The sequence below is a fragment of the Dasania sp. GY-MA-18 genome (genome assembly GCF_024734385.1).
GTDB lineage: Bacteria > Pseudomonadota > Gammaproteobacteria > Pseudomonadales > Dasaniaceae > Dasania > Dasania phycosphaerae.
In genome coordinates, this window is the sequence record NZ_JANHAP010000004.1 from 201,637 (window position 1) to 218,105 (window position 16,469).

The 16,469-nt window shown below is 49.7% G+C and carries 16 protein-coding genes; 5 read left to right on the top strand and 11 right to left on the bottom strand.

Going from position 1 to position 16,469, the window contains the following annotated elements; translation table 11 throughout:
• Window positions 1-2: 2 nt before the first annotated feature.
• The 8 genes from NO559_RS06830 to NO559_RS06865 form a co-directional block, all read right to left on the bottom strand.
• On the bottom strand, window positions 3-998 hold the full coding sequence (locus tag NO559_RS06830) for a phospholipase A (protein WP_258331061.1): 996 nt from the start codon (window positions 996-998) through the stop codon (window positions 3-5).
• A 36-nt stretch (window positions 999-1,034) separates the two neighbouring features.
• Window positions 1,035-2,300 carry a flavohemoglobin expression-modulating QEGLA motif protein gene (locus tag NO559_RS06835; RefSeq protein WP_258331062.1) on the bottom strand — a complete coding sequence of 422 codons (1,266 nt, stop codon included), beginning with the start codon at window positions 2,298-2,300 and terminating at the stop codon, window positions 1,035-1,037.
• Window positions 2,301-2,325: 25 nt separating this feature from the next.
• Window positions 2,326-3,567: a heme biosynthesis HemY N-terminal domain-containing protein gene (locus NO559_RS06840; protein ID WP_258331063.1), complete on the bottom strand. Its 1,242-nt coding sequence runs from the start codon at window positions 3,565-3,567 to the stop codon at window positions 2,326-2,328.
• Window positions 3,564-4,865: a uroporphyrinogen-III C-methyltransferase gene (locus tag NO559_RS06845; RefSeq protein ID WP_258331064.1), complete on the bottom strand. Its 1,302-nt coding sequence runs from the start codon at window positions 4,863-4,865 to the stop codon at window positions 3,564-3,566. Before NO559_RS06845 ends, NO559_RS06840 begins: the two co-directional genes overlap by 4 nt.
• Before the next feature lie 17 nt (window positions 4,866-4,882).
• Window positions 4,883-5,680, bottom strand: a complete 798-nt coding sequence (locus NO559_RS06850; RefSeq protein WP_258331065.1) for a uroporphyrinogen-III synthase — start codon at window positions 5,678-5,680, stop codon at window positions 4,883-4,885.
• Window positions 5,680-6,618, bottom strand: a complete 939-nt coding sequence (gene hemC, locus NO559_RS06855; protein ID WP_258331066.1) for a hydroxymethylbilane synthase — start codon at window positions 6,616-6,618, stop codon at window positions 5,680-5,682. The genes NO559_RS06850 and hemC overlap by 1 nt, the downstream gene beginning before the upstream one ends.
• A 95-nt stretch (window positions 6,619-6,713) precedes the next feature.
• Complete coding sequence (locus NO559_RS06860) at window positions 6,714-7,463, bottom strand: LytTR family DNA-binding domain-containing protein (RefSeq protein ID WP_258331067.1); 750 nt, start codon at window positions 7,461-7,463, stop codon at window positions 6,714-6,716.
• Window positions 7,460-8,536 carry a sensor histidine kinase gene (locus tag NO559_RS06865; RefSeq protein WP_258331068.1) on the bottom strand — a complete coding sequence of 359 codons (1,077 nt, stop codon included), beginning with the start codon at window positions 8,534-8,536 and terminating at the stop codon, window positions 7,460-7,462. Before NO559_RS06865 ends, NO559_RS06860 begins: the two co-directional genes overlap by 4 nt.
• A gap of 126 nt (window positions 8,537-8,662) precedes the next feature.
• On the opposite strand from NO559_RS06865, the gene argH reads away from it, so the two are divergent.
• From argH to NO559_RS06890, 5 genes are all read left to right on the top strand, one after another.
• Window positions 8,663-10,060, top strand: a complete 1,398-nt coding sequence (gene argH, locus NO559_RS06870; RefSeq protein ID WP_258331069.1) for an argininosuccinate lyase — start codon at window positions 8,663-8,665, stop codon at window positions 10,058-10,060.
• Window positions 10,061-10,557: 497 nt separating this feature from the next.
• Window positions 10,558-11,073 carry a bifunctional adenosylcobinamide kinase/adenosylcobinamide-phosphate guanylyltransferase gene (gene cobU, locus NO559_RS06875; RefSeq protein ID WP_258331070.1) on the top strand — a complete coding sequence of 172 codons (516 nt, stop codon included), beginning with the start codon at window positions 10,558-10,560 and terminating at the stop codon, window positions 11,071-11,073.
• 25 nt (window positions 11,074-11,098) lie between these two features.
• Window positions 11,099-12,133, top strand: a complete 1,035-nt coding sequence (gene cobT, locus NO559_RS06880) for a nicotinate-nucleotide--dimethylbenzimidazole phosphoribosyltransferase (RefSeq protein WP_258331071.1) — start codon at window positions 11,099-11,101, stop codon at window positions 12,131-12,133.
• 2 nt (window positions 12,134-12,135) lie between these two features.
• Entirely contained in the window at window positions 12,136-12,777 is a 642-nt protein-coding gene (locus tag NO559_RS06885) for a histidine phosphatase family protein (RefSeq protein ID WP_258331072.1), read from the top strand.
• 8 nt (window positions 12,778-12,785) lie between these two features.
• Window positions 12,786-13,532 carry an adenosylcobinamide-GDP ribazoletransferase gene (locus tag NO559_RS06890; RefSeq protein WP_258331073.1) on the top strand — a complete coding sequence of 249 codons (747 nt, stop codon included), beginning with the start codon at window positions 12,786-12,788 and terminating at the stop codon, window positions 13,530-13,532.
• Here NO559_RS06890 and NO559_RS06895 read toward each other — a convergent pair.
• The 3 genes from NO559_RS06895 to cobO form a co-directional block, all read right to left on the bottom strand.
• On the bottom strand, window positions 13,525-14,391 hold the full coding sequence (locus tag NO559_RS06895; protein ID WP_258331074.1) for a universal stress protein: 867 nt from the start codon (window positions 14,389-14,391) through the stop codon (window positions 13,525-13,527). The genes NO559_RS06890 and NO559_RS06895 overlap by 8 nt on opposite strands.
• A gap of 109 nt (window positions 14,392-14,500) precedes the next feature.
• Window positions 14,501-15,820, bottom strand: a complete 1,320-nt coding sequence (locus NO559_RS06900; RefSeq protein WP_258331075.1) for a cobyrinate a,c-diamide synthase — start codon at window positions 15,818-15,820, stop codon at window positions 14,501-14,503.
• Window positions 15,821-15,827: 7 nt separating this feature from the next.
• Window positions 15,828-16,436, bottom strand: a complete 609-nt coding sequence (gene cobO, locus NO559_RS06905; RefSeq protein ID WP_258331076.1) for a cob(I)yrinic acid a,c-diamide adenosyltransferase — start codon at window positions 16,434-16,436, stop codon at window positions 15,828-15,830.
• Window positions 16,437-16,469 lie beyond the last annotated feature (33 nt).

Genomic DNA, 16,469 nt, shown 5'->3' on the forward strand with positions numbered 1-16,469 from the left:
AGCTATAGCCAGTCATTTAGCAACACCCCAAAGCCTATGCGATTAATATTTTTATCGTAATCAATTAGGCTCTCACCATAGCCATTGTAATACTGAATATAGCCCTTAAAGCGCTCGGTTAAGGGAAAGGTCCAATCCAACTGCAAACCGCTTTTATTATCGCTGCGCAAATTATTGGTAAACGTTAAGCCAAAGGTATGGCGCTGCATTTTGTACAGCAGGTTTAAATCACCATAGCCCATATAACGCTCTATATTAGGGTTGTCATCGTCGCGCTCACTTTCGTGTATGCGATACCAAGCTCTGCCCACAATTACCAAGTTTTCTTTTTCTAAAGTAGTGGTGGCAATAATTCGGTTCCAGCTTCTGGATAGCACTTCGCCACGGCCATTGGACTCGTGGTTAAATGACAAGCTAAGTACGCGATTTTTAAAACCTAGTATGTGATTATTAACCTCCCAGCGCAGCATGACTTCAGGTTCGTAATTAGTCTCCCTAAAAGGCGCCGACTCATCTGAGTTAAAAACCTGCCACCAGGATTGCTGCGTATATGCGCCCCACAACTCGCCTCCCAACACCCCTTTGGCCATGCGTGCTTTAAAGCTTAATTGAAACTTCGCCTCGCCATGATCTAAATGCGCATCGGGGTAAGCCTGCTGCCATGGTTCGCTATTGGGGTTTTCATTATAAGTAGCAAACAATAGATAGTTGGGTTTATAAGCCGTCAACATAAAGGGGTTAGACTCAGCCTGATCTTCAGAGGCCATGCGCAAGGTGACTGTCTCTTCCGCATCTAGATTTTCATCCACTACCTCAGTAGCTGGCACAGCCTCTTGCTGCAGGCCGTTTTTTTCTCTGCAAAAAGCTTTGATATCGCTAACGGTTCTTTTGTCTACAGCTTTACTAATTGCATCTAGTAGGCAAGCGTCCATAGTATTGGCTTGCGCCAAACTACTGCCCGCTAGCCACACAATGATTAGTAGGGGTACAAATTGCATGGGTAAACTCATTGTTTTACTGTTGCTGATAGGGCGTTATTCAAACTTGGGCACTTTTTCTAACAGCACATTGTAGTGTTGTTTTATTTGGCTTAAATCTATGCCATTCAAAAAAGATGAATAGGCCAACTGGCAGAGCAAAAAGCGCATATCGCTGGCCCAGGGGGGTAAATATTTAGGGGCTTTACAAAGGCCTCGCTCTTTCAGCTCATAGATAATAGGTATATCTTCTATGTCTAGCTTGCCGCAAAATAATAAGCGCAGGCAATCACCTCTGCCGGTAGTTACCAAGGTGCGCAAAAAATTATGCACCCGCAACAGGCCATCCAAATAAACCACATCTTTGGTAAACGGTGCGCCGCCGGTAAGCACTCCTCCTCTAAAAACACGCCTGGCGTTTTCAAAGGCCTGCTCTTCCTTGCCTGTGCGAGAGAGAAAATATTGGTACACCTGTAAAAAATCGGCGCCCTCTATGGCCATTTGTATAGCTAGAATTCTATCTGCCAGCCTGCGCATGCGGTCTATATCCATAGAGCCGGTAATAAACTCGGCAAACACCGCCAAGCCCTCTTGGGTTTTAGTGGTACCGGGGTGGCTGGCACCCAAAATCTTTAAATCGTTTTGCGCTAAACCATTTAGCGAGGTGGCCACATGTATATAGGCCTCGTGTTGTATAAGCTGATTAATATCCTTATCGGTAAAGCAGGCATTGCGACGTATGCGTATGCGATCAGAACCGGCCAAGGCATTGGCCGACAACTCATCGACAATTTCTATTTTAGGGGCCTCTTCTTTAAACATGGCCTGTACTGCCACTGTCATTTCATCGGCAACGGTCTGTGCCAAGTGACAGGCCGGTGGTGGCGAGCCCATGTCAATACGAGTAAAGCTTTGTATCAAGCTATCAAACTGTTTGGCCAAGGCATAGGAGGTAGTAGATTCATCGGGCAGTGAGCTTAGCGGCGAGCCATACAGTTCGCTGGAGTATTTGAAAAAGTCTTTGCTGCCACAGGCCGATAACATACGGGCACTGTTTTCTATGGTGTGGCAATGACGGTTTAGCCATTTATCTATGCTGGAGTCTTTAATATAACGCCTAGCCTCAGCCACTATAGCCAAGGTTTTTTGAGCATCAAAGGCAGGGTAGCTTACCTGCGGTAATTCCTTTGCACCCTGAGCAAAAAATTGCTCACGCACAGAGCTATCCCAACTAACATGGGTCAATATGCGTATGGGAACTAAGGCGCTATGCAATAAATTACAAACATGGGTAATTCTTTTATTTTCAGATTCTAAAGACATTTAGCTGCTCTAAAGGCTACTGAGCTTATGCCTTGATGCTGGGCATAGGTAACTCAGGCAAGCCATGGGTGCTCATTAATAAACCTTGGTGAAAATAACTATTGCTCAACTCGTGCTTACCCAAGCGGGCCAATAAACGCCCCAGCTCAGCGCAGGCTTCACTATTAGCAGATAATTTATTACTGCTTTCAAAGTACTCACGGGCCTTGCCCCATAATTCATTGCGCAACGACAAACGTCCCAGGCACAATAATAAGCGGGCATCATTGGTGCGTTCTTTCAGCCAGTTTTCGGCATGCAGTAATTGCTTATTACTATCCGCTCCCTTAACCACACCATACAAATCTATTAATGCTGGCTGCCAATCGCGATTAAGCTGATCACGCACCACCTTTTCGGCCAGTGCTTCATCGGCCACTCGCACTAAACATTGGGCATAGCATAAAACACTGGCGCTATCACGGCTCACCATTTTATTTTGCCGCTTCCACAGTGCTATTAAAGCCTCCTTGGCATTATTAACATTTGCATCGGTATTGGCCGCCACTATGGCCAATAACTGCTGCTGGCAACATTGCTGGCTAAGCGCCTGCAGCTCGTCCTTATCAATAATTTTATGCTTACTAAGCTCAGGTAATAAATTAGCAAGGCCATCCCAATCTTTTAGACCGGTATAAACCTGCTGTAGTAATTTATATACATAGGGGTATTTACTGGCTTCGTTTTTGGCACGGGTAAGTGTCGCCAAGCTGCGCTCTAAATAGCCTCTATCAATTTGCATTTCTGCCTGTGCAATCTCTACCGCTATAGCCGCCCCGCTATTACTCGCACTGGCCTTGGCCAGTAACTCGCGGGTTTTTTCATCATCGCGCAACTCATTGCTAGCCCAAGCGGCAAATAAATAATTAATTAAGGGGGTGTCCGATTTTTCAGCCGCGCCGGTTAATAAACGCCGTGACTTTTCCCACTTGCCCTCTATAAAAGCAATAATGCCTTGGGCAGTTTTTTCACGGCTGCGCTTATGCCCGCGGCCAGAAAACCAACGGTTAAAGGCCAGGCTTTGGTTCACTAACCTATACGCCAACCACAGCACAAAACTAATTAACAACATCACTGCCAGCAAAGCGATAACGGCAACTGTGAGTGAGCTTTCTACGGTATACAAACCATAACTAATCAACACATAGCCAGGATCATGCTTGACCAAGCCAACAAAAGCTACCGCAGCAATTAATATTAATAGACAGACTAAAAATATTCGTTTCATGCTGCATTGCCTTCTACCGACTCGCCGCTTTGCTGTTGCGACTGGGGCGCGCTTTTCTTCTTGGGCAGCTCATGGCGGGTTTCTATATAGGTTTTTAAGGCACGTGATGACGCCGATATATCGGGCAGTTCTACGGTGACTGCCTGTTGTTTTAAATTCTCTAGTATTTGATTAACCGCTGCCACCTGATCGGGATTAATCGCGAAATAATCATTCAACCACTGCTGTGATTTAATCAGGCTTTGATCGTAAAGCTTTTGCTTGCCGGCTAAGAGTGCCAGTTGCGCTTGCTCAAACATCAAGCGTAAGTTATGTCGTATGGCAGCCTCTTGTTCGGGCGCCAATATAGGTTTGTAGACCTGCTCGCGGCGATTAATTTGTATGTACTGGCTGAGTTTATGCTTGGCCTGCTCTATGGCGCTGTTCATTCTTTGTTGCCAAGTTTTTTGCTCGCCAGACTTTTGCTCTTGTGTGTTTATGTTTAGCTGCGGCGCTTTAAATAAATCTATTTGCTCTACTTGCTGCGCCAGTGCACCTATACGCAAATATAGGCCTTCTAAATCGAAACGGGCCGCTGATTTTAAGGCGGTGATTTCCTGCGCTAAAATTTTGCGCACCGCATGCAAGGCGGCATCATCAAAGTCACGCAGTATGTCATCGGCCGCCGCTAATAACTCTGCCGCGCCCTCTAGCTCTTTGCCCATTAATAAGCGCTGGTTGGCCAGCTTCATTAAATATTCAGCTTCGGCTAGTAACCAATCCTCTCTATCGGTACTAGACATGGACTGCAAGCGTTGCTGCTGGCCTTTTACGGTTAAATCCAGACTATTTAATTGCTCCTGCAATTGCAGTTGTTGTTGCTGGCTCACGCGTAACTGTGCGTCTAATTGTTCGCGCAGCGTGGCCTCTTTTTGTTGCTGCAGTTGTGTTTGTTGCTGCAGCTGTTGTTGTAACTGGCTGAGTTCATCAACCAGTTCACTCTGCTGCTGTTGGCTTAATTGGCTTTGCTGCCACACATAGCCACTGGCTAAAGCGGCAGCAAGAGCTAATAGCACTGCAACTAGCGCTATGGCCTTGCTAGCACCGGCTTTATTAGCCGCGGTAGGGGCGACGCTATGTGTATGGCTATCCGTGTTAGCACTGCTGTTTTTGGCGGCAGCATTTTTTGCTGTCGACGAGCTGTCTGCGCTGCCACTGCCTTTCATAGCGGACGCTTTTTGTTTGACTAAGTCTTGATTATCCTTAGCCGTATCATCCTGCTCTTTAGGCGTAGGCTGTTCCGTTTCTTTGTCGCTCACTAGACTCTCTCTTTGCTTTAGTTAGCTGTTGAGTTTTTTGCAAACTGCTGCAGTGCCGCCACACAGGCATCATCGCTGGCATTGTCGGCCACTATAATATTTTTAGCTCCGGCTTGCTGGGCCAAGCCCGCCACTCGCTGGCCCGGCACTAACACGGTAAGTTGAGCCAGGCTTTCGGCCCCTGCCAGGGCAATAAAATTTGCCAAGCTCTCACCGCTATTAACACATAGGGTATTAATATTCTGCGTTTCAATAATAGCAGCTAGCTCGCCTTTAGGCCTGCTAGGTAAATGACGCTGGTAGCACTCAGCATAATCCACTAACGCACCTCTGGCTTGTAGTTGCTCTGCCAAATATTCGCGGCCGCCTACGCCACGCACGATTAACACTTTTTGCTGCTCTATATGCTGTAAATCCATCAGCTGTAACAGCGCTTCGCTGTTCATGGCTACCGTAGGCGCACTGGCATCCAGGTCGTAACGCAGCATGGCATTGGCGGTGGCCACACCTATAGCATGCCACTGTATGCCCAGCGGCCACTGCGGCCAAAATTCTTGCATCCACTCAGCGCCATAATGCACAGCATTGGTGCTAATAAAAATCACATGATGATAATTATCAAGGTTGAGTAGCAATTGCTTAGTGACTGCGCGCGCGGGGTCATCCAGCGTTAAAGGCTGTAACTCCAATACGGGGTAATGGACTACATGGGCACCTAGCTGGCTTAGCTTTTTAACTAAGGCGCTGCCCTGTTGTTCGGGGCGGGTAATTAAAATACCCTGCCCCGCTAAAGTGTGTGGGGCTGGCGCGTTCATTAACTGCCGTATACGGCGCTGAGTATCTCGGCCGCACCTTGGCGTAGTAGGTCTTCGGCTACACTAATGCCCAGCGCTTCGGGGTCAGCCTTGGGGCCGCATTGTTCGCTAGTAAGCATCACGCTGCCATCGGGCTTGCCCACTAAGCCGCGCAACCAAAGTTGCTCGCTGTTATTTGGGTCGGTGATGGCGAAACAGGCGATGGGCACCTGGCAGCCGCCTTCTAAGCGTTTATTCAGCGCGCGCTCGGCCAGCACACACTCGGCAGTCGCAGGGTCGTGCAAGGGGGCCAGTAAGGCATGCAGGCGAGTATCATCACTGCGGCACTCTACCCCCACGGCACCTTGGCCACCGGCGGGCAGCATTTGGGTATCGCTAATCATCTTGCGTATACGCTCATGCATTTCTAGGCGCAGTAAACCGGCGGTGGCGAGTATGATGGCCTCGTATTGGCCTTCATCCAGTTTGCGCAGGCGGGTGTTAACGTTGCCGCGCAAATCTAAAATTTCTAGGTCGGGGCGCTGCTGGCGCAGCTGACACTGCCTGCGCAAGCTGGAGGTGCCTACGCGCGCGCCCTGGGGTAAGTCCTCTATGCTGGCGTAGTCATTAGAAACAAAGGCATCGCTGGGGTCTTCTCTGGGGCAAATAATCGACAGCCCTAAGCCTTCGGGGAAGTCCATAGGTACGTCTTTCATGGAGTGCACGGCGATATCGGCGCGGCCATCTAGCAGAGCAGCTTCCAGCTCTTTAACAAACAGCCCCTTGCCGCCAATTTTAGACAGCGGCGAATCCAGCAATACATCGCCCTTAGTCGTCATACCCAACAACTCCACCACTATGCCGGGGTGATGTTTTTCCAGCTCGGCTTTAATGTATTCCGCCTGCCATAGGGCGAGAGGGCTTTCACGGGTGGCGATAACAACTTTTTCTGGGGACATAACAACTCTTTACTGGTAATGAAATAACAAGGGCCAGTTTAACGCTTATTGGACGGGGAGTCGCTAGCAAACCTCTAGAGACTATGTACTAGCGACTAGAGACTGTTAAGAAACTTGCGTAATTCCGGCATATGGCGGCGGCTAACCTGCGGGCCTTGCTCCACCCCCGCTAGGCGCACATAAAAATTAGAGCCACTGCGATCCACGCCGGTAATATGCTGTACGGCTACCAAGGCATTGCGGTGCAGGCGTATAAATTGCTGGCTGAATTCTTCTTCTAACTCTTTGAGGGTGTCATCTATCAGGATTTCGGCCAAGCGGCCTTCGCGCTGGTAGATAATGCTGACGTATTTTTGATCTGCTAAAAAATAACGTATATCGGCCACCGGCACTAACTCTATGCCGCGGCTGGACTTGGCGCTGATATAGTGGCGCTGCTCGCCTGGGTCGCCGCTATCGCTCTCGGCCAAGCTGGCTAGTTGCAGCTTGTTGAGCTTTTGCGCCTTGGCCAAGGCCTGGGCCAGCTTGTCGCGATTCACCGGTTTAAGCAGATAGCCCACCGCATTGGTGTCGAAGGCCTCTAGGGCGTAATCGTTATAGGCGGTGCAAAAAATCACTGCCGGCGGCTCATCCATGGCCATTAGCGCACGCGCCGCCTCTAGGCCATCCATTACCGGCATGCGTATGTCCATTAATAAGATATCGGGCTTATGCTTGTTAACCTGCTCTATAGCTTGCTGGCCATTGTCGGCTTCGGCCACCACTTGGTAGCCCTCGCTTTCCAGTACCAATCTCGCCAAGCGCTGCCTAGCCAAGGGTTCATCATCAACAATTAATACCTTCATTCCTGATCTCCCAAGCTAACTGGGTAGCTGAGCTGCACGCTGTAGCGGCCAGCATCCTGCTCGGTTGTTAAACTAGCGCGCTCACCAAATAAAGCCTTAAGCCGGTGCTCTATATTGGGCAAGGCGATTCTATTGCCATGCCTATGAGGCAAGTCGGGATTATAGGGGTTGCTAATGCTCAGCCGCAGTATGCCCTGTTCATAACTGGCAGCCACGGTTACCTTGCCGCCCTGGGCGAGGTTTTGAATGCCGTGGTAGATGGCGTTCTCTAATAAAGGCTGCAATACCAAGCTGGGCATGGCCAAGCTCATAGGCACCCCTGCCAGCTGCCACTCTACCTGTAGGCGCTCGCCCAGGCGGTTTTGCTCTATGCGTACATAGCTTTGGCATAGCTCTATTTCATCGGCCAAGGTCATGGGGCTATTGCTGTCGTTGAGGCTGGCTCTAAACAGGGCCGATAAATCCTCCACCGCCCGCTCAGCTGCCTGCGGCTTTACGGCAATAAGGCTGGCAATAATATTCATACTATTAAACAGAAAGTGGGGCCGTATACGCGACTGCAAGGCCTGTATGCGCGCCTGCAACTCGGCCTGCTGGCGCTGCTGTAATTGCTGAGCCAAATAAAAGTAACGCAGTGCTATGCCTGCTAATACTGCGGCAATTAAGGTAGTGGCCAGCAGCTGATCACCGTTGGGGGACCAGCGACCATCCAGCGCCGCCCCTGCCATTAGCCACTGCCCCAGCAGCGCTAACGCTGCCACCAATAATAAGATCAAGCCATAACTGCTGGCTGCCCCCCAAGCCAAGGGCATACGGCTTAAGCTGGGCCTAAGCTGGCACAGACAGGCGGCGCTGGCCAAAAAAGCCCACTGGCAAAACAAGGATTTTAGCGCAAAGCCCTGCCAGCTAAAGTGGCTGACACCGCTATCATCTAAGGTGAGCACTAGCGCAAGCAACTCAGCCAACAATACCAAAAACAGCACCGCCTTAACCTGACATAAATCGGGCAGAAAAAAGCCCTGTGGCTGATCCCTGAGGCTGCTTGCGCTATTGTTATGCTTATTATCGTCCATGGGCCATATCATAGCAGAGGCTTTTCAACGGCACACCGCCCCAATAGCAGCATCATGCGGCGCATGCTGTTATAATTCGCGGCTGCGATTAACCTAATAGTATTTTTAACGTGGTAAGTGACTGACATGAGTGAACAAGATCCAACAATCAAACCCTGGGGTGGCCGTTTTAGTGAGCCCACCGATGCCTTTGTAGAGCGTTTTACCGCCTCTGTTGATTTTGATCAGCGCCTGTACCACCACGATATTAATGGCTCTTTAGCCCACGCCAAGATGCTAGCCAAAGTGGGCGTGCTCAGCGATGAGGAATACCTAGCCATACAAACCGGCCTGGAAGAAATACGTGCCGATATCGCCGCCGGCAAATTTAACTGGTCGGTCACGCTGGAAGATGTGCACATGAACATCGAAGCCGCGCTTACCGACAAAATAGGCATTACCGGTAAAAAACTACACACCGGCCGCTCGCGCAACGACCAAATTGCCACCGATATACGCCTATACCTGCGCGACGAAATCGATAGTATCGCTACCGAGCTATCACGCTTACAACTGGGCCTAATCGAGGTAGCCCAGCGCGAAGCCAGCACCATAATGCCCGGCTTTACCCATTTGCAAACCGCCCAGCCGGTCACCTTTGGCCACCATCTATTAGCTTGGAACGAAATGCTACAGCGCGACTACAGCCGCCTGATGGACTGCCGCAAGCGCGTTAACCAAAGCCCCTTAGGCGCAGCGGCCTTAGCTGGCACCACCTACCCTATAGACCGCCACTACACGGCCGAGCTATTAGGCTTTGAAGCCCCCACCGAAAACTCTTTAGACTCAGTGAGCGACCGCGACTTCGCCATAGAGTTTGGTGCCTTCGCCAGCTTGCTAATGACCCATATGTCACGCTTTAGCGATGAGTTGGTACTGTGGACCTCGGCACAGTTTAACTTTATAGAACTGCCCGACCGCTTCTGCACCGGCTCGTCCATCATGCCGCAAAAGAAAAACCCCGACGTACCGGAATTAGTGCGCGGCAAATCTGGCCGTGTTACCGGACATTTAATCAGCTTATTAATGTTGATGAAGTCACAGCCACTGGCTTACAACAAAGACAACCAAGAAGATAAAGAGCCACTGTTCGACACCATAGATACCGTCAAAGATTGCTTAAAAGCCTATGCCGATATGGTGCCTGCAATTAAGGCGCGTAAAGAATATATGGAAGAAGCAGCCCTACGCGGTTTCTCTACCGCCACCGACTTGGCCGACTACCTGGTACGCAAAGGCATGCCCTTCCGCGATGCCCACGAAGTGGTAGGCAAATCGGTAGCCTATGGCGTAGCACAAAATAAAGACTTGTCAGAAATGACCCTGCAAGAGCTGCAACAGTTTAGCGACACCATAGAGCAAGATGTATTTGAAGTATTAACGCTGATTGGTTCTGTTAGTGCTCGCGATCATATAGGTGGCACTGCGCCCAAGCAGGTAAAGGCGGCGGCGGAAAGGGCTAAAGCGCTGGTCGCGCAGCGATAACAATTTACTATCAAGCACCCTCGCATCTGAATTAGCTACGGAGTACCCATAGCCCCTTGGGAGTCGCCGAGCAACGGAGAAAATTAACGGTACGCCGTAGCGAGCACTGTTTGAGTATTTTTTGATTGAATATCAAAAAATGCGAGTTGCGCAGCGGCCGTTAATTTTGATTCAAAAACACTGAAGTGTTTTTTCACCCTGCGGGCGACCTAAAGGTCGTCCAAATTGTTTTACAATTTGTTAGAGTAGCACAGGGCACCCGCAGGGCGACGGACTAGGGGTGCCCTTTCTTTTGGTTCTGTTTTCTTTGGGCAAGCAAAGAAAATGAACTCGCCCAGCAGGGCGAAACAAAAGCTTAAAATTGGCACAAAAAACAAAGCGGAATTAAAGCACTGGATACCGGCCTGCGCCGGTATGACAAGAGCGATGACATAGCAAATTCGTCCTCATGCAAATAATTTTACCGCTTAAGACTTTTAATTTTTCAAGAAAATTCTATGAAGCAATTTGTTATAGGTGGTGCCCGCTCTGGCAAAAGCAGCTTGGCCGAAACCTTAGCCAGCGCTTGCGGTGATAACATTGCCTACATAGCCACCGCCAATGTCGCGTTTAACGATGGCGAAATGGATGCCCGCATTGCCAAGCATCAACAACAGCGACCCAGCCACTGGCGCACGGTAGAAGCCCCCATAGCGCTAGCTGATGCCCTGACTCAATTGCAAAACCACGATGCGGTGATGATAGACTGCCTCACCTTGTGGTTAAGTAATTGTTTACACGAAGGCAACTGGCCGCAACAACGGCAAGATTTTTTAAAGGCCTTAGAAAATTTTAACGGCGAGCTGATTATCGTCAGTAATGAAGTGGGCATGGGCATAGTGCCTTTAGGTGAACTGTCACGTAGCTTTGTCGATGAGAGTGGTTTTTTACATCAAGCCGTAGCCGCCCGCTGCGAGCGCGTTATTTTTACCGCCGCCGGTTTACCCTTAGTAATGAAAGGCCCAGCACTCTAACGGCAACTCAAGCCTAGGAATAAAAATGGATTGGTTTTTACAGCAAGCAAAAGTTCCCTCGGATATACATCGCGCTGCCGCAACTCAGCACCAAAGCCAACTCACTAAACCGGCGGGCTCACTAGGGCAATTGGAAACCTTGGCCATTACCCTAGCCAGCCTGCAAGGTAGCCACCACCCACAATTAAAAAATATACATATACATATTTTTGCCGCCGATCACGGCATAGCGGCTGAAAATGTCTCGGCCTTTCCGCAGGCGGTGACCGCACAAATGGTGCAAAACTTTTCCAGCGGTGGCGCTGCTATTGCTGTTATCGCACAAACACTGAACGCCGATTTAGCCATTAGTAATGTAGGCACAGTACAAGCGCTACCCGAATTGCCCAAAGTATTGGACCAGCGCATAGCCGCAGGCACCGCCAACTTTGCGCACGGCCCCGCCATGCAATCAGCGCAATTATTAGCGGCACTGGAAGTGGGCAGAAACAGCGTAAGCCGCCAGCAAGACCTGTGGCTGGGTGGTGAAATGGGCATAGCCAACACCAGCTCGGCCACCGCTTTGGCCTGCGCGCTATTACAAGTTAATGCCCAGCAATTAGTGGGGCCGGGCACCGGCATAGACGCAGCAGCGCAACAACATAAGGCACAAGTGATTAATGCCGCCTTAGCTCTGCATAAAGCCAACAGCAACAGCCCCTTAAATAATTTACAAAACTTAGGCGGCTTAGAAATTGCCGCCTTAGTGGGCGGCTATATACGCGCCGCGCAACTAGGCGTGCCTGCTTTGGTAGACGGCTTTATCTGCACCGTAGCCGCCGCCTATGCCATAGCGATTAATCCCAGTGTTAAGCCTTGGCTGCTACTCAGCCATCAATCAGCGGAACCCGGCCAGCAAGCTTTATTTGAAGGCTTTGCCTACCCGCCCCTAATCAATATGGGCATGCGTTTAGGTGAAGGCAGCGGCGCGGCAGTGTGCCTGCCCCTGCTAAAACTGGCCTGTGACTTACACAATAATATGGCCACCTTTGCCGACGCTGGCGTGGCCAATAAAGACTAGCCATGACCCAAACTTGCGTCACCACTATAGATTTATTGCGTCACGGCGAGTGTGAGGGCGGCTTGATTTTTCGCGGCCATACCGACTCGCCTTTAAGCGACTTAGGCTGGCAGCAAATGCAGCAGGCCATAGCGGCCTACCCCCAGCCAGCAACACACTGGCAACAGATTATTAGCTCACCCTTACAGCGTTGCAGCGCCTTTGCCCTACAGCTTAGCCAAAACCATAACGCCGCTTTATTACTAAAGCCGGGCTTGCAAGAAATCAGTTTTGGCGACTGGGACGGCTGTTTAACCGAGCAAGTACAGCAACAACAGCCCACAGCCGTGAGCAACTTTTGGCAAAACCCCGCTAAACATACCCCACCCAATGGCGAGCCATTAACCGCCTTTCAACAACGGGTAGTGCATAGCTGGCAGAAATTAGTGGAACAACATCGCGGTGAGCATAGCTTAGTGGTTAGCCACGGCGGGGTGATACGTATAATCCTGGCGCATATCTTACAAATGCCGCTGCGGCCGCTGTCGTATTTGTCGGTGCCCCATGCCTGCCTTAGCCAGATAAAAATTTTTCAGCAAGCGGGCTCGCCCGACTGGCCGCAATTAATTTTTCATCAACCGCTTGCTCAACAACATAATAGTTGAAAAACCCCATGCCTAAATTATCACTGCGCCCACTAATTACCGCCTTTATGTTTTTAACCCGGCTACCCATGCCGGTGTTAAAAGATTTTCAGCCGCAGGATTCTGGCCGTGCCTTAGCCTATTTTCCGGTAGTGGGTTTAGCCATAGGCTTGCTGATGCTATTAATCGCGCAGCTTATCCCTATGCCGCCCCTAGTATTAGCGGCGGTGCTGTTAACGTTTTGGGTTTTTATTACTGGTGGTTTGCATATAGATGGCTTGGCCGACAGCGCCGATGGTTGGCTGGGTGGCACCGGCGACAAAGAGCGCAGCCTGGAAATCATGAAAGACCCACGCTGCGGCAGTGCCGCGCTAATGGCGGTAGGCTGCCTACTCATCATTAAATTTTCCGCCCTAGCCAGTTTGCTAGAGCAAGGCCAGCTTGTCGCACTACTACTGGCACCACTGATAGGCCGCTGCGTGCCGTTGATTTTATTTTTAACTACACCCTATGTACGCAAAGATGGCCTAGCGCAGCACTTTATTACTTACTCTTCAAAACCAGCTATCGCTGCGGTGCTGCTTGCTATGTTATTACTGTGCTTTATTAGTTTAAGCCTAACTACGGCGCTGATTGTGTTAAGCAGCTGCGCTATTGTTTTGCTAGGTTTACGCTATTTAATGATGGATAGACTGCAGGGCAATACCGGCGACACCACCGGTGCCGCGGTAGAAATTATTGAAGCCACCGTACTAATGGCCTTGTGTATTAGTTAATTGTGAGCACATCTTGAAACTGTAGATTATTCAACACTCGCTCTGAGGTATGGCCACGTATACTGTCCATCACCCCTTTTCTGGCCATAGTGCCTATCACCACAACATCGGCCGCTATGGCGGCAGCAGTCTCGGCGATAACTGATTCAGGCGAGCCTTTTTTGACATGCACATTGGCGGTATCCACACCGGCCTCACGCACTAGCTCACCTCTATCGGGATAATGCATGGAGTCTTGATAGGCATTAACCACATGAAACTCTGCTTTATATTGCTTAGCCATTTGTTTACCTACGGCCAGTATGCGACGGTTTAAAATTTTATGCTGTTCATCTGTAGCTTGCATATTTACGGCTGCCAATATACTTTCGCGCCTGCCCGAAGCGCCGCCGCGCACTAGCATTACGGGCCGCTTAGCCTGTCGCAATAACTGCCATTTAGAGTCTGCTAAAAAAATATTGCGCGACACATTGCTGTGATCCGTCATTACAATTAAATCAGCCTTAATACGTTTGGCGGCATCTAACATACCCTGTTGCCATTGCTCAGCCCAGTACAATTCCGTTTCGCAGTGTAGGCCTTGCGCCTCCACCGATTGCACTAGTTTATTTAACGAGGCTAAGGAGGGGTAAATATTGTCATTAGCCGGATTAATTTTGCTGGCATTAACATCTACCGCAATAAATAAATGCAGGCGTGGTTTTTTATTGCGCAGGCTAGCATTGACTATCACCCGCTCTAACGCAGGGTGAAAATTTCGGCTGGGGTCAACCGCCACTAATATCACTTCACTTACTTTTACGGCGGTATTTATCACTGCGCTAGCCATAGGGGCATTGTCTATCACTGTAGTATCCATAACTTTTCCATCCATCACTGCTTAGGTTCATAGGCAAAGCTTTTAGTAAGCCTGCCAATTAATTTCTGCAGTGATAATAAGAAAGTTTTATGTCAGTTTTATGAATACACTAGCCAACGGGCTTAAATAAGCGCGCAATCGCCGTGGGGTTAGAGGGGAAAAATAAATGCAGGTAACTGGCAGTTAAACTGCCCTCTCTATAAATCGCCTCACCCGGTGCTGGGTGGTTAGCACGGCGGCCAAAGCTCATAGCCTCAGGGGTGCCCTGGCTGGCCGAACGATGATGCGCGTGGCCGCGCAACTCACCTTCTGGCAAAGCGGCCGTTTGCATACCCTGGCAACCGCCTCTTGCTTTCATTACGCCCTGCCCTGCCAACAAACCCGCCATGTTATAGCTTTCGCCCGCCAAGGTTTGTAAAGACTGCAACACATACAGCAGGCCACCGCATTCGGCTAAGATAGGTTTATGCTGGCGGTGAAAATCATTAACAGACTGCAATAAGCTATGATTATCCGCTAAAGTTTGCGCGTGCAACTCGGGATAGCCGCCGGGCAACCACAGCGCATCAGCGGCAGGTATGACGCTATCACTCAGCGGCGAGAAATAACGCAACTCAGCACCCATATCGATGAGCAACTGTATATTGGCTTGGTAGATAAAACTAAACGCCACATCTTTTGCTACTGCTATGCGCAGGTTTTTAAGTAAGGCTGGTAACGGTGCTAGTGGCTGCTCAAAAAAAGTAACCGGCGCTAAGCCCGCAATAAAATCTGCTATGCCTGTTGCGACTAACACATCGGCGCCAGCCTCTAATAAGCCTTCAAGCTCGGTGTTTATTTCCTGCGCCTGCACTAAGCCCAAATGCCTTTCCGGTAGTTTTATCTGCTCGCTGTTAGCCAGGCAAGCCACTAAAGGTAAGTCATTCGGCAAGGTTTGCTCAATTAATTCTCTGTGGCGGTTAGAGGCACAGTGATTGGCCATTAAGCCCACTACCTGTACATCGTCGCGGTAATTGGCCAAGCCCATAGCCAGCACCGCAGCGGTTTGTGCTTTGGCTTTAACATCCATTACTATCACCATGGGTATATTAAAGCGTGCTGCCAAATCGGCACTGCTGGGCTGGCCATCAAACATGCCCATGGCCCCTTCAATAATAATTAAATCGGCAGTTTGTGCTGCCAAAAATAATTGCTGCTGACACCAGTCCTCCCCCGCCATCCACATATCCAGTTGTACTACCGGTTGCCTTGAGGCTAGCTGTAATATTTGTGGATCTAGATAATCGGGGCCGGTTTTAAATACGCGTACTCTTTTGCCTTGGCGGCTTAATAAACGTGCCAAGGCTGCAGTGATAGTCGTCTTACCCTCGCCCGAAGCGGGTGCGGTAATAAACAGGGCGGGGCATAGTGCACTTGCTGGCGATAACATAAGGGCTTTAGTAATCCACACCCTGACGCGCTTTGATACCTGCCTTGAAAGCGTGTTTGATTTCTTTAACTTCCGATACGGTATCCATTGCCTCTTGCAATTTAGCACCGCCACCGCGGCCACTTACTACCACGCTCTGTTCTACCGGGCGGTTTTTAATGGCGTTAATCACCATATCCTCGTCCAAGTATTTATAGGCGATCATATAGGTAAGCTCATCTAACACCACTAAATCGTAGCTGGGGTCTTTTAACATGGGCTCTACTACCGCCCAGGTTTTTTCTGCAGCTTCTATATCGGCGGTTCTGTCTTGGGTATTCCAAGTAAAGCCGGTGCCCATTTGGTAAAAATCCACTTGCGGGCAGTGTTCTTTTAAATACATTTCTTCGCCGGACAGCTGCTGGCCTTTGATAAATTGCACCACACCAATTTTATGGCCATAACCCAGGGCGCGCATAATCATGCCAAAAGAGGAGCTGGATTTACCCTTGCCATTACCGGTTAATAAAATGGCAACACCACGCTCTGTAGAGGCCTGCTCTATACGGGCATCGACTTTTTCTTTTTGCTTTTCCATAGAGGCTTTGTGTTTTTGGTTTTTCTTGTCGTCACTCATATTTTTCTCCTGTTGTACTGTTATGGATACCGG